At 33.0% G+C, this 14,692-nt stretch carries 8 protein-coding genes and 1 tRNA gene; 6 read left to right on the plus strand and 3 right to left on the minus strand.

Going from position 1 to position 14,692, the window contains the following annotated elements; translation table 11 throughout:
- The first annotated feature begins 3 nt into the window (after positions 1-3).
- A complete protein-coding gene (locus P7122_RS13315) occupies positions 4-2,502 on the plus strand; it encodes an Hsp70 family protein (protein ID WP_278006298.1) in 2,499 nt (832 codons plus the stop codon).
- On the opposite strand, the gene P7122_RS13320 is transcribed toward P7122_RS13315, so the two are convergent.
- The gene (locus tag P7122_RS13320) at positions 2,499-4,154 is read right to left on the minus strand and encodes a hypothetical protein (RefSeq protein WP_278006299.1); all 1,656 of its coding nucleotides are present in this window, start codon (positions 4,152-4,154) and stop codon (positions 2,499-2,501) included. The two genes, P7122_RS13315 and P7122_RS13320, sit on opposite strands and share 4 nt — an antisense overlap.
- Before the next feature lie 150 nt (positions 4,155-4,304).
- On the opposite strand from P7122_RS13320, the gene P7122_RS13325 reads away from it, so the two are divergent.
- Positions 4,305-4,379, plus strand: a tRNA-Val gene (locus P7122_RS13325).
- Between the two features lie 160 nt (positions 4,380-4,539).
- Here P7122_RS13325 and P7122_RS13330 read toward each other — a convergent pair.
- Entirely contained in the window at positions 4,540-5,820 is a 1,281-nt protein-coding gene (locus P7122_RS13330; RefSeq protein ID WP_278006300.1) for a UDP-N-acetylmuramoyl-tripeptide--D-alanyl-D-alanine ligase, read from the minus strand.
- Positions 5,821-5,885: 65 nt separating this feature from the next.
- Positions 5,886-7,565: a gliding motility lipoprotein GldJ gene (gene gldJ / locus P7122_RS13335; RefSeq protein WP_278006301.1), complete on the minus strand. Its 1,680-nt coding sequence runs from the start codon at positions 7,563-7,565 to the stop codon at positions 5,886-5,888.
- A 324-nt stretch (positions 7,566-7,889) separates the two neighbouring features.
- On the opposite strand from gldJ, the gene porU reads away from it, so the two are divergent.
- The 4 genes from porU to pdhA all read left to right on the plus strand — a co-directional run bounded on the left by porU (position 7,890) and on the right by pdhA (position 14,692).
- Positions 7,890-11,750: a type IX secretion system sortase PorU gene (gene porU / locus P7122_RS13340; protein ID WP_278006302.1), complete on the plus strand. Its 3,861-nt coding sequence runs from the start codon at positions 7,890-7,892 to the stop codon at positions 11,748-11,750.
- 65 nt (positions 11,751-11,815) lie between these two features.
- Complete coding sequence (gene porV, locus P7122_RS13345; RefSeq protein WP_278006303.1) at positions 11,816-13,045, plus strand: type IX secretion system outer membrane channel protein PorV; 1,230 nt, start codon at positions 11,816-11,818, stop codon at positions 13,043-13,045.
- A 74-nt stretch (positions 13,046-13,119) separates the two neighbouring features.
- A complete protein-coding gene (gene cdd / locus P7122_RS13350) occupies positions 13,120-13,602 on the plus strand; it encodes a cytidine deaminase (protein WP_278006304.1) in 483 nt (160 codons plus the stop codon).
- Between the two features lie 91 nt (positions 13,603-13,693).
- Positions 13,694-14,692 (plus strand): pyruvate dehydrogenase (acetyl-transferring) E1 component subunit alpha, encoded by a 999-nt coding sequence (gene pdhA / locus P7122_RS13355; protein ID WP_278006305.1) that lies wholly within the window; start codon positions 13,694-13,696, stop codon positions 14,690-14,692.

Here is a 14,692-nt window from a genome sequence, read left to right on the forward strand (position 1 = left end):
TTAATGAAGACTATAAATTTTGCTATAGACTTAGGAACAACAAATAGCCTGGTCGCCAAATATGATAACGGGAAAATAAAAATATTTAATAATCCTCTGGGTTTAAAACAGACCTTACCATCGTGTATAGCCTTTAGAGGCAACAGAATAGTAATTGGAGACAAGGCACTGGATTATTTAGAAAAAGATGCAGAAAATGTCTGCATGCTTTTCAAAAGAAAAATGGGTACACAGGATACATATTTTGTGCCTTCATTAGATAAAGAAATGCAACCAATAGAGCTTTCATCATTGGTTTTAAAAGAGTTGAAAAACTTTTTGCCAGATGATGAGGTTGTCAATAGTGTTGTTATTACTATACCAGCAGCTTTTGATACCATACAATCTAATGCCACAAAAAAAGCAGGTTATTTAGCCGGATTTAAAGAGGTGGTTTTACTTCAAGAACCTATAGCAGCTTGCTTGGCGTTTGCCAATACGTCTAATACCGAAGTTAAAGAAAAAGAACACTGGATTGTTTATGATTTTGGTGGAGGAACGTTTGATGTAGCTTTGGTTGAAGTTGATGAAAGAGAGTTAAAAGTTGTAGATCATCAAGGCGATAATTATTTAGGTGGCGCAGACTTTGATAATTTAATTGTCAAAAATTTAATAGTACCTTTTATTGAAGAAAAAACGGGACAGTCAGATTTATGGAAGTCTTTAAAATCAAAATCTTCAACCCATAAAGGGCTTTACTTTGAATTATTGAAAAAAGCTGAAGAAGCTAAAAAAGAACTTTCAAATTTTGAAGAAACCGAAATAGAACTTGATTTCAGTATTAATGATGTCGATTTGTATGACCACTTAATAGTAAAACGTGAAGTTTTTGAGAATTTAATTCTTTCAAACGTAGAAAATACGGTTACTATCATTAAAGATATTATTAAGGATAATCAATTACTTAATTCAGATATAAAACGTGTAATTCTAATTGGAGGAACTACATATATCCCTTTAATAAAAAAATCAATTACCAATGCTATTGGTGTGGAGGTTAATTCTTCAATAGATCCAACATCAGCGGTTGTTGAAGGTGCAGCATATTATGCAGGCTCTAAACCTAGCGAGCTTAAAGAAGATGAAATTGTTGAGGAAGAAGAAACAAAAGAGGAAGCAATAATAGATTCTAAATTTTTCTACGAACAAAATACCAGAGATGCTGAGGAATTGATTACAGCAAAATTTTCTGGAGTAGATATCGATAACTATAGAATAATACGAAAAGATGGAGGTTACGATTCTGGTGTAAAGGGATTAAAGAATAACTCGTTTTCAGAATTTGTACCACTTTTAGAAGGCAGGCTTAACCAGTTTAAGGTACAATTACTTAATAGTGCTTTAGAAGTTTTAAAAGTTATCGATCCACTTTCTATTAATCACGGAAGCTATAGTGTTAATGGGCAACCATTACCAAATGATATTTGTATGGAGGTCGATGATTTAGACGCTTCGGCTACACGATTAGAGCGCATATTTGCTAAAGGAAGTATTTTGCCATTAAAGAAGAAAATATACAAGACAGCTTCTAAAACCATCTTAAAAAAGTCTAAATCTAATCTTGCTATCAATGTCATCGAAGGACGATCTAATGGCTTGCCAAGTTCTGGTTTAAGTATTGGATATATTGAAATTTTTGGTGAAGATTTAGAGGACGATTTAATAAAAGGAACAGATATTGAGATTGAATTAGAAATTTCTGAATCCAGAGAGCTTAAAATAAATGTGTTTTTACAGTCTTGCGATCAGGAATTCGAAAATGTGTTTAGTGAGTCAGAACGATCTATTAGTGTTAATAAAATCAATACCGAAATCAATACAGTTTTAAGTGATGTAGAAGCAGTAATAAAAACGGCAAATGCTAATGAAAACTTTGAGTATTCTAATAAGCTTGAATCGATACGAGTAGGACTTATAGAAATTCAGATTGAAGCCTCAATGATTAATGATGATGATATTTCGGATACGAAATTTCAACTTGATGATAGAAAACGAAAACTTATACAAGATTTTGATGACTTAACCCGAAATGAGATAGTAGCCAAAGAAATTGAAGAGTATAACGATACAAAGGCAGATTTAGAATATCATCTTAACCAGAATGAAAATGAGCGATACAAAACAAAGTATCAACGTATCATTCAAAATGAAAAAGAGGTTATTAATTCATTAGATAGGTATCTAATTCGTTCAAAAATTAAAGAACTTGAGGATTTATTTAATGCCATTATACAATCTAGTGACGAAAATTTTATTTCCTACTACTTAGGATTAAAACTATATGATAATTTTACAAATAAGCGTAAGGCCGAAAAGTTATTTGATCAAGGAGATAAAGCTTTAGAACAAAAGGATTATAAAGTTATACGACACGTAGTTTACGGACTCTCAGCTCTGGTACACGAGAATGATAGGCATCAGCGCAAAGACTTTAATGACAATAGCAAAACAGGACTAAACTAATAAGATCTGTACTTCTTTTTGTAATATTTAGCGTATAAAGCATCTATATTTATAGAAATTAACTCAATGTCTTTGGGCTCAATTTTATCTATTCGTCTTGTTCTAATCTTAACTTTAGATTTTTGAGGTCTTCTAGATTCATAGACTTTATCTTCAAAAGGTAAAACTGTTATTTCAGAATTTTTTGTAAGTAGACTGTCAATCTTGTATAAATAACTAAAATCTGTGTTTCTGTTAAAATGCGAAAGGCTTGTTTCTACAAAATCTTTTCCTGTGTAAAAAGCAAGGCAATCCTTAGGTTTTAAATTTATATAAGTGCTTTGGTTTCTAGGTATATAAATAGATTGATCTATACCTTGTGTAAGGCGAAAAACAATTAAATCTTCATTGCTTTTGTTTTCTAAAAACGTAGTGTTGTCAGAATCTTTGATATTGAAATAAGGTAGAAGATTAAAAGTTTTAGGGTAAGGATTAGAAAAAGCTTCTAGTTCTGTAGGTGCTAAATCAGAAGAATCTTTTCTAAGAACTTTATTTTTCATCATATACAAGAATCTTATATGATTAGAAAGCTTGTATTTATCATCATTATATGAAGTGCTGTTAGAAGAATTGTACTCACCACTAAGCACTTTTTTAAGATCTTCGTTATCAGCATTTCCTTTTTGCATCTCTTTGATAACACTATCTAAGCGTATTAGTTGTTCATCGCTGGTGTTGGGTGCTTTATAGTTGAAATTATCAAAATTAATAGGATTGTAATCTGGTTTAGAATCGTTAGAAATACCTTTTCCAATCCAAAAAATAAGTCTAATAACAACAAATACTATTAAGACCATATTCCAGCCACTTAGTCCAGAATCAGATTTTTCACTTCTGTGAGAAGAGTATGCATACTCTCGTGCAATTTCTGCATTAGATTCTAAATTATCTTTTAGAAACGCATTTGAGGTGTCTAGATGAGCAAAGGCTACCATAACTCTAGAACAAAACTTGAAACTTTCGTTAGTTACGTTTTTTCTTAAACGATTGTAGGTGTCTACAAGTTCAGAATTTAATTCTAAAACTTCTTCATTAAAAGCGTCAGGATAGGTGTTTAAGCTTAATATAAATACTCTATTACTTATAAAAGCAATAGGAAATTGCTTTTCTTTTAATTTATCATTTTGAATGTATGTGCAAGCGTAGTTTAACCGTGCTTTAAAAAGATTAATAACCAATTGGTTAATAGCCTCAGTAAAAAGATAATTGTGTTGTAGGGTTTTGTGAATTTGCTCATACTTTCCCTTTTTTATGGCATTACCTAAAAATATAACGAGATTTTCTTTAAGATAATCATTCAAAAAATATTTAAGTGTTTCCAGGTCTTGTATTGAAGACTCATCAACAGTAATCTCTTTTAGTTTTATTTGCTCAAAATTGCCAGATATTAAGTGCTTTAACCAAGTGTGTTTTTCAACAAAAATATAGCAGTCTCTTAGACTATCATTCTTTAGGTCATCTATAATTTTTGCTACCTCACCAATATTATTATTGTCTTCTAACATGGCTTTTGCCTTTAGTTGTTTTTGAAGTCTAATTATACTATTGGTATTTAGTTCAGATATTTCATCTAAGCTAAGGTCGAGAAGGTCGGTTAAAGAGGTGTATTTCAAGGCTATATTCTTATAAGAATTTTAAAAGTAATTAAATAAATTAAGTTGAAAAATGTTTTTCATTTTTTTGAATTCAAATTTTTTTAAAAAATTTCTAAAAAAAATTTTGAGATATTAAAAACTAGTCTATCTTTGCAGTCCTAATAATTAGGGCGCGTAGCTCAGTTGGTTCAGAGCACTTGGTTTACACCCAAGGGGTCAGGGGTTCGAATCCCTTCGCGCCCACAAAAGTTCACAGAAATGTGAACTTTTTTTGTTTATAAAAAGGTCATTAAATCAGTATTTTTTTTGAGTGTTGCGTTAGTGGAGTAGGTGTCACAGATTGCAACTCAAAATGACCCATGTAAAAAGTATAAATCCAAGGCAAAAGCTTGGATTTTTTGTTTTATAATAATTCTAAAATACGCTCTAACGCCATTCCTCTAGATCCTTTTATTAAAACTGTAGAATTTTTTAGGTCTAAGTTTTTTAATAAAGGTTTTAAATCTTCAAAGCTTTTAAACTTTTTAGTTGTAGACTTAGTTGTTGTTTTGTAGAAATTTTCTCCGACTAAAAAGATATTTTCATCAAAATTATCTTCAGTAAAATTTGCTATAGTTTGGTGTTCTTTCTCAGCTTCTTTTCCTAGCTCAAACATGTCGCCAAGAAAAAGATATTTACGATCAGCATTAAGTTGCTTAAGATTTTTAAGTGCAGCCAACATGCTTGTTGGGTTGGCATTGTATGCATCTAAAATAATCTTTGTGGTATGTCTATTAATGATTTCTGAGCGATTATTGTTAGGTTGGTAGCTTTCTATAGCTTTTTTTATGTTTTCGGTCTTAACTTCAAAATATTGACCAATAGCTACAGCTACAGCTATGTTGCCATAATTATAGTCGCCTATAAGTTGACTGTGTATGTCAATATTGTTGTAACTTAGGTTAACATAAGGGTTTGCGCTTTTAAACTCAACGATGCAGTCGTTTTCTTTTGTTTTTCCAAACGTTTTTATGTTATGATAGGAATTAATTTGCTTCAGTTGTTTTGGATCGTCTGAGTTTATGAAAACTGTTTTTTCATTAGCCTTTAAATAATCATACAATTCAGATTTACCTTTTATAACACCTTCTTCTCCTCCAAAACCCTCAAGATGTGCTTTTCCAAAATTTGTAATTAATCCAAAATTTGGTTCTGCAATACCACATAGAAATTCGATTTCTTTTTGATGGTTAGCACCCATTTCTACAATGCCAAAATCTAAGTCTTTTGTAAACGATAATAGGGTAAGAGGTACGCCTATATGATTGTTGAGGTTTCCTTTTGTGGCATCTACTTTATATGACGTTGATAGTACGGCTTTAATTAGTTCTTTTGTGGTAGTTTTACCATTGCTTCCTGTTAGAGATATAATAGGTATGTTAATTGTTTTTCTGTGGTAATTGGCTAAATTTTGTAATGTAGTTAAAACATCATCTACCAAGATGCAATTATCATTTATAACTGCATTTTTATCGTCTACAATGCAGTGTTTTGCGCCACTTTCAAATGCTTGTTTTACAAACTTATTACCGTCAAAATTATCGCCTTTTAAAGCGAAGTACATATCACCTTTACTTATTTTTCTGGTGTCTGTAGAGATAGAAGCAGATGCTTCAAACTTTTTATAAATAGATGCTATTTCCATAAGCCTAAAAATAAAAAAGTCCTGATAAATTTATCAGGACTTTTTCAATATTATTTAACGTGTTATTAGTTACGTTTCTTTTGTGATTTTACTGATTTAGAACCTACTCTAGAAACCGCACATCTAAACCCAATATAGTCTGTAGCCATATCTTGTGGGAAATAACGACGCTGAGCTGGATCTATCCAATAAGCTCTGTCTCTCCAAGAACCTCCTTTGAAAACTCTTACTTCATCATTAATTAAAGAAGTTCTGTTGTTAGACTTATCGTATTCTCTAATAAGTTTACCACCTGCAGAATCTACTTCAACACTATGCTTAGGAGAGTTGTACATTTTTCCTGTAGTATTGATTCTTTCATCACCTTCGTCAAAGCTCTCTCTATAGTAACGAGAAGAACGCTTGTCTCCATCTCTAAAGTTTCTGTTGTCACTCTTGTCAAACTGAGTTCTTAAATAAGTATCCTCGTCATCAACAGGTATCTTAGCAATTTCACCAGGAAGGTTACGTGCCACAATTTTACCGTTGCTTAAAGTATCGTATACTATTTCTTCAGTTGTTACAATCTTTACAGTACCATCTTCGTTTAATGCATTTTTAGTATAAACGTTACCTCTATAGTAGTTAAAATCGTTAAAGTCATCATCTACAATAGGACGATAAACATCAGCTACCCACTCTGCAACGTTACCAGCCATATCATAAAGACCGTAGTCATTTGGTTGGTAAGATTTTACTTCGGCAGTAATATCTGCACCATCATCAGACCATCCTGCAATTCCACCGTAGTCACCTTTACCTTGCTTAAAGTTAGCCATTTGGTCACCTCTGTTTACACGCTTACCAGATCTTGTGTATTGTCCATCCCAAGGATATTTCTTACGACCTCTGTAAACATTGTAGCTTCTTAATTCGCTCATACCTAAAGCAGCATATTCCCATTCAGCTTCAGTTGGTAGTCTGTATTTTACAGGAATTAATCCGGTTTCTCTGTTAGCATAAACATTAATTGGATTTCCTTCAGCATCTGTTTGCTGTCTTCTTTTACCACCTTCTAAAACTTCAGAATTACCACCATAAGTTTGTGTTGGTGCATTTGTATATGTGTCTACATCAAAAGTACTTTCTGCGTTTAAGTCTGTTAAGTGAGCATCTCTTTTTATGTAACCAGCGTCTTGTAAAGACATTTCTGCAACACGATTAGATCTCCAGTTTGCATATTCAACAGCTTGAATCCAGCTAACACCTACAACAGGATAGTTAGCATAACCAGGATGACGTAGATAGTTTTCTGTCATCATTTCGTTATAACCTAAACGATTTCTCCATACTAAAGTATCTGGAAGAGCTCCTTTATAGATAAGTGCATAATTTGGATCGTCTGGTGGATATACACTCTTTAAATAGTGTAGGTAGTACAGGTAGTTTACGTTAGTAACCTCTGCTTCATCCATGTAAAATGATTGAATGTGTTGCTGATTTGGAGTGTTGTTCCAATCGTGCATTGGGTCATCTTGTACTTTACCCATTGTAAAAGTTCCACCTTCAATAAATGCTGTGCCAGGAGGAGTTTCTTGTTCTTTGAAACTTGTATTGTATTGAAAACCACCGTTTTTGTCGTTGATTTTCCATCCTGTAGCACTATCAATATTGCCTGAGTTAGAGTTACGTTTACAACTAACAATACTAGCGCAAAGCGTCAGTGCAATTAAAAATTTTAGGTTTGAGACATTTTTCATATCCATATGTTTAAGTAAGCTCGTTGAATTTTTAGTTCCGCAATATAACAATTATAGGTAAACCAACAACTTTTTTTCGCCTGAAAATTCAAAAAAAAATGCATTTCATCCTTTTTTTTGAACACAATAACGGATTTTTAGTCGATTTAACGATGTGTTTTGCTCTTTAATAACGACCACTAAAATAAATTATTGTTGTATTTTTGAAATAAAAATTGAAGTACTATAATAAGCCTATAAATTAACCGTTATCCAACTGTGTTTTATATATTGTTGTTGTAATGGTGTTTACTTTCAGCGTTTTAAGGCTTTTAAATCATAAAATTTTAAATGAAAAATAGCTCTATTTTTATTCTAATTATGTTAGGTTTTTTTGCTTTTGGGCAACAAAAACAATTCAACATTGAATGGAATGGTGATAAGGTATTAGAAACAGAATATAGCAAGATAATTGTTCCTGGTTTTGATCAAAAACATTTTAGTTATGATAGCAAAAATGGGTTGTTGTTTTTTTCGCAATGGGATAGTAGTGGAGGTTTAGTCGACGAAAATTCTGTAACCTTATCTAATGTTGCTTATGAAACGATTACTCAATCAGATCTTAAAAATTTAAGTGTTAATCTTATACCAGAAACGGTAAAGTTTAATTTTTACAATACTAACGCAAGAGGCAAACGCGGTTATTACATTCAGGTTAGTCCTATTATAAATGATAGAGGTGTATTTAAAAAAATTAAATCCTTTACAATAAATTATAATACCAGAGCAAACAGATCGCCTATTGTGGCTAAGTCTCAAATTACAAATTCAGTGCTCAATTCTGGTGAATGGTATAAGTTCTACATAGAAGAATCTGGAGTATTTCAACTAACAAAAGGTTTTTTAAATAGTCTTGGTATTAATACCAATTCTGTAGACCCAAGACAAATCAAAATTTATGGTAATGGAGGTAGGATGTTACCATTGTTAAACTCTGCTAACTATCCGTTTGATGTTGTTGAGAATGCTGTAAAGTTTGTAGGTGAAGACGATGGAAGTTTCGATAATGGTGATTACATTTTATTTTATGGAGAAGGGCCTAAAACCTATAGTGAAGAAAGTTTAACAAACTTAAATCTCTACACAGACAAAACGTATTATTATGTGAATATTAGTTCGGGAAATGGTAAGAGAATTCAGCAAATGCCCACTATTAATGCAGCTGCGGATATAGAGGTGAATACATTTGAAGATTATCAATTTTATGAAGTTGATGAGCATAATTTAGCTAAATTGGGTAGAAGATGGTTTGGTGATGATTTTGATATTGAAAACGAACAAGAGTTCGATTTTCAATTTCCAAATTTAGTTACAAGTGAGCCTGTTAGGTTTGATATTGCTGTAGGATCAGTTTCAGAGGTGGATGGTACAACAATGGGTGTTACCATAAACGGAAATTCCATAACAACGCTTGGTTTGGGTGTTATTAATCCAGGATCTGTTTTAGGGACAGCAAGTGCATATGGAGGTAATTTAAATATTGCAGCAGAAACAATAACTGTAGCTTTAGACTATAATAATAATGGTAATCCGTCAGCTAACGCTTACCTTGATTATATTAATATAAAAGCAACCAGAAATTTAACCTATGTAGGAGACCAATTGATCTTTAAAAACAATGATGTTGCAACTACACCAGGTATAGCACAGTATAATCTTACTAATGCTTCAGGTGTTCATGAGGTTTGGGATATTACAGATCGGTTTAATGTTACAAACACTTTAAATTCAGAAAGTGTAAGTGATCTAAGTTTTAAGGCTGCGTCTGGAGAAGAACGTACTTATATAGCGTTTTCAACTTCAAATGTTATGTATCCTAGTAGAGATTCAAGATCTACATTAGCAAATCAAAACTTAAAAGGAACAATATTTCTGAATAATCAAGGTGTTTTTCAAGACATAGATTATATTATTTTATCACCTTCAGAGTTGTTATCTCAAGCAGAGCGTTTAGCGCAAATCAACAGAGATAGATATAATCTTAATGTAAAGGTTGTTGATCTTCAAAAAATTTATAACGAGTTTAGTACAGGTAATCAGGATATTGCAGCAATTAGAAATTTTATAAAGTATGTTTATGATAATGCAAGTATACCAAGCCGAAGGCTAAAGTACGTTTGTATGTTTGGTGATGGGTCTTATGATTATAAAAACAGAGTAAGAAACAATACCAATTTGGTGCCTTCATGGTACTCTAGAGAAAGTTTTAGTCTTACAAACTCATTTGTTTCAGATGATTTCTACGCCATGTTAGATGATAATGAAGGTGGAATGGGAAATATGGACAGGATGGACGTTGCTGTAGGTAGAATTTTAGCAGATGATGCTCAGCGTGCAAAAGAACTGGTAGATAAAATAAAAGCTTATTATCAGCCAGAAGCCTATGGTAGCTGGAGAAATAATGTTCTGTTAGTGTCTGATGATGTTGATGAAGCATGGGAAAGAACATTGCAAGAAACAACTGATGATTTAGGGACTAATATAGAAACAAACAAGCCCTTTTTTAATGTAGTAAAGATACATACAGATGCATTTGAGCAAGAGTCTTCTTCCGCGGGAAATAGATATCCTCAGGTAAATGAGGCTTTTAAAGATGCCATTGAGGTTGGCGCTTTGGTTGTAAATTATTTTGGGCATGGTGGTGAAGATGGATTAGCAAAAGAACGTATTTTCGATAAGTTCGATGCTCAAGAAATTAATAACATATGTAAGTATAACTTATTCATTACTGTAACATGTGAATATACCAAGTTTGACGATCCTGGTAGACCAACAGCAGGTGAGTTTACATACTGGAATACAACAGGCGGCGCAATCGCATTAATGACAACAACAAGACAGATTTTTGTTACTGTAGGAGAGGATTTTAATGAAACTTTAGATGATCATTTGTTTGCTTACGACTCTAATGATTATTTGCCAATAGGTGAGGTGTTGCGCTTAACCAAAACAGACAACAATATTGCAGGTAATATTCAAAAACGACTAGTTTTTTTAATTGGAGATCCAGCTATGAAGTTGGCATTTCCTCAGCCAGACATAAGATTAACTAAGGTTAATGATGTGGATATTACCCAACCAGTAGATACATTAAAAGCCTTAAGTCATACCAAACTATCCGGAGAAGTTACAGATGTTAACGGAAATGTGTTATCAAATTACAATGGCATATTAACAGCTACTGTTTTTGATAAAAGAATTGAAAGACAAACATTGGCTAACGATGGAATTTCTGATGGAGGAGGTACTATTTATTTAAACTATACTACTCTTGGTGAGATTCTTTTTAAGGGACAAGCTACTATTGAAAACGGACAATTTGAATTCGATTTTATAGTGCCTAGAGATATTGGTATTCCGGTCGGAAATGGAAAAGTTAGTTTCTATGCTCAGACCAGTAATTCTTCTTCTGACCAAACAGGAGCAAATTTTGATATAAAAGTAGGTGGAATAAATGAAGATGCACCAGAAGATAATATTGGTCCTGTAATAAAGCTGTACATGAATGATGAAAATTTTGTTTCAGGAGGTGTTACTAACGAATCACCAAGTTTATTAGCAAAGCTTCAAGATGATAATGGTATAAATACGGCAAGCGGTATAGGTCATGATATCACAGCTATTATAGATGGAGATGAAACTAATCCTATAATATTAAATGAATATTATCAGGCAGAAGTTGATGACTATACTAACGGAACTGTTACATTTCCATTTAGAGATTTAGAGCCAGGCTTACATACATTAACCTTAAAAGCTTGGGACGTTTATAATAATTCTTCATCAACCGAAATTCAGTTTACTGTTTTTGATAAGGATGAAGAATTAGTTGTTAAAAACGTACTTAATTATCCAAACCCATTTGTTAATTATACAGAATTTTGGTTTAACCATAATAGTTCAGAGCCTTTAGAGGTTTCTGTTCAGATATTTACTGTGTCAGGAAAACTAGTAAGAACCATCAATGGGCAAACAGGTGCAGATGAATGTTGTGGTAGTGGATCTTCATCTTTATCGCGTAGTATAGTATGGGACGGAAGAGACGATTTTGGTGATAAAATTGGAAAAGGAGTCTATGTGTATAAACTAAAAGTGAAATCTAGCCGTTTAAATAAGCAAGTTGAAAAAATTCAAAAACTTGTCATACTATAATAATAAATTATATTTGCTAACGAATTAGTGCTATATGTTATAGTGTTAATAACCTAAATATGAACATGAAAAAACACGTAATAACCCTTATTGCTTTTGTAACTTTAAATCTTGCATTTGGGCAAGAAACAATAACCTTTCCAGATCAATCTTCTGTCATAACTACAGGAATGCCATTCATGCTTATTGCTCCAGATGCAAGGTCTGCATCAATGGGAGATATGGGAGTTGCTACATCTGTTGATGCGTATTCCCAACAATGGAATCCGGCAAAGTATGTGTTCTCTGAAGCTAAGTCTGGAATAAGTTTAAGTTATACACCTTATTTAAGTAAACTTGTTAATGATATCTCACTAGGATATATTACATATTTTAACAGGCTAAATGAGTATAGTGCGTTTTCAGCAAGTTTTAAGTATTTTAGTTATGGTGATATACTCTTAACTCAAAGTGAAAATGATCCTGGATTAAATGTTAAGCCTAATGAATTTTCAGCTGATGTGGCATATACCTTAAGACTTGATGACCAATTTTCTATGGCTGTAGCTGTGCGTTTTATGAGGTCAGACTTAAGAATTGCTCAAGTAGAACCTAATGCGGATGCAGCAAGTACTTTTGGTGCAGATATTACTGGGTATTATCAGAGTGAAGAAGAGGCTTACAATGATTTTAATGGTCGTTGGAGAGCTGGTTTTGCAATTCAAAACTTAGGGCCGAAGTTTAAATATGATGATGGTGGTAGAGAAAATTTTCAACCAACAAACTTAAGATTAGGTGCAGGTTTCGATTTTATTTTTGATGAGTACAGTAAATTAGGTGTTACTGCTGAGGTATCTAAGTTATTAGTGCCAACTCCACCAAAGTATGGATTTGTGGATACTAATGGAGATGGAGTTCAAACAGATGATGACCCTAGTACACTAGATGTAGATGAAGGTGAGCCAACAATAATTACTCAAGGACAAGATAATGATGTAAGTTTCTTAAATGGAGTTTTTCAATCTTTTGGTGATGCACCAGGAGGATTTAATGAAGAGCTTAGAGAGTTTACTTGGGCATTAGGTGCTGAGTATACGTATCAAGAAAATTTTGCACTTAGAGCAGGATATTTTAATGAAGCTGAAGATAAAGGAGCTCGTAAGTTTTTTGCATTAGGAGCAGGTTTTAAGTACACGACGATTAATTTAGATTTATCATATTTATTCTCGGCATCAAAAGTGCAGAGTCCATTAGAAAATACATTACGTTTTTCGCTGACATTTAATTTTGGTGACGGTGAGTATAACGAATATTAGAATATAGAAATAAACAGATTTTCAAAAACTATTGTTTAAAAGCAATAGTTTTTTTGTCTATAAAAGTTTTAAATATGAAGGAAGTTAAGATTGAATCAACATTTAAAGTTTACGATGATTTAGGTGAACTTCCAGATGCTATTCAGCAACTAATGCAATCTGCTATTGCAACCAGAGAAAATGCATATGCGCCTTACTCAAAATTTAAAGTTGGTGCAGCTATTCTTTTAGATAACAATGAGGTTGTTGTAGGGAGTAATCAAGAAAATGCATCCTATCCTTCAGGACTGTGTGCTGAGCGTACAGCAATATATTTTGCAGGTGCAAAATATCCTAATGCCAAAATTCTAACAATGGCAATTACTGCATCATCACAAAATCAAGTTACCAATTCACCAATTCCACCATGTGGTGCTTGTAGACAATCTATTTCAGAATATGAAATAAAGCAAGAACAACCCATAGAAATTTACTTTATGGGAGCAATGGGCAAGGTTGTAAAATCAAACTCATTGGCAAATTTATTGCCGCTTGGATTCGATAGAAGTTTCCTATAACGTTTTCGTAGTAAATTTTACAAATTTCAGTTTTTTGGTTACTAACTAATATGTTATTTTTGTTGTTCGGATTAAAAGAACGAATCAAAAAATGCAAAAAATAACTAAAGAAGTTTACCTTAAGTGGTACGAAGACATGTTATTCTGGCGTAAGTTTGAAGACAAGCTTGCAGCAGTTTATATTCAACAAAAAGTTAGAGGTTTCCTTCATTTGTATAATGGACAAGAAGCAGTGTTAGCAGGAGCTTTACACGCAATGGACCTTACTAAAGACAAAATGATTACTGCTTACCGTAATCACGTACAGCCAATAGGTATGGGAGTAGATCCTAAGCGTGTTATGGCAGAGTTGTATGGTAAGGCAACTGGTACCTCTCAAGGTCTTGGAGGTTCTATGCACATTTTTTCAAAAGAACACCGTTTTTACGGAGGTCATGGTATTGTAGGTGGACAGATTCCTTTAGGAGCAGGTATTGCTTTTGGAGATAAATATCACGGAAGCGATGCAGTAACTATCTGTTGTTTTGGAGATGGAGCAGCAAGACAAGGTTCGTTACATGAATCTTTCAACTTAGCAATGTTATGGAATCTGCCTGTTGTTTTCGTTTGTGAAAACAATGGTTATGCTATGGGTACATCAGTAGAGCGTACTGCAAACCATACAGACATCTGGAAATTAGGTCTTGGTTACGAGATGCCTTCTGGACCTGTAGATGGAATGAACCCTATAAAAGTTGCAGAGGCTTTTGATGAAGCTATACAGCGTGCAAGAAAAGGCGGAGGACCTTCGTTCTTAGAAGTTAAAACTTACCGTTATAGAGGTCACTCTATGTCTGATGCACAGCACTACAGAACAAAAGAAGAGGTAGAAGAGTATAAAAAAATAGATCCAATTACTCAGGTTAAGGATATTATTTTAGAAAAGAAATATGCTACAGAAGACGATATCAAAGTTATTGATAAGCGTGTAAAAAATCTTGTTTCTGAATGTGAGAAATTCGCAGAAGAGTCTCCTTACCCAGAGAAGAGCGTTATGTACGATGCGGTATACGAGCAAGAGGACTATCCATTTATACAACACAAATTATAA

Origin of the sequence: Winogradskyella marincola (assembly GCF_029624125.1) — a bacterium.
Lineage (GTDB): Bacteria > Bacteroidota > Bacteroidia > Flavobacteriales > Flavobacteriaceae > Winogradskyella > Winogradskyella marincola.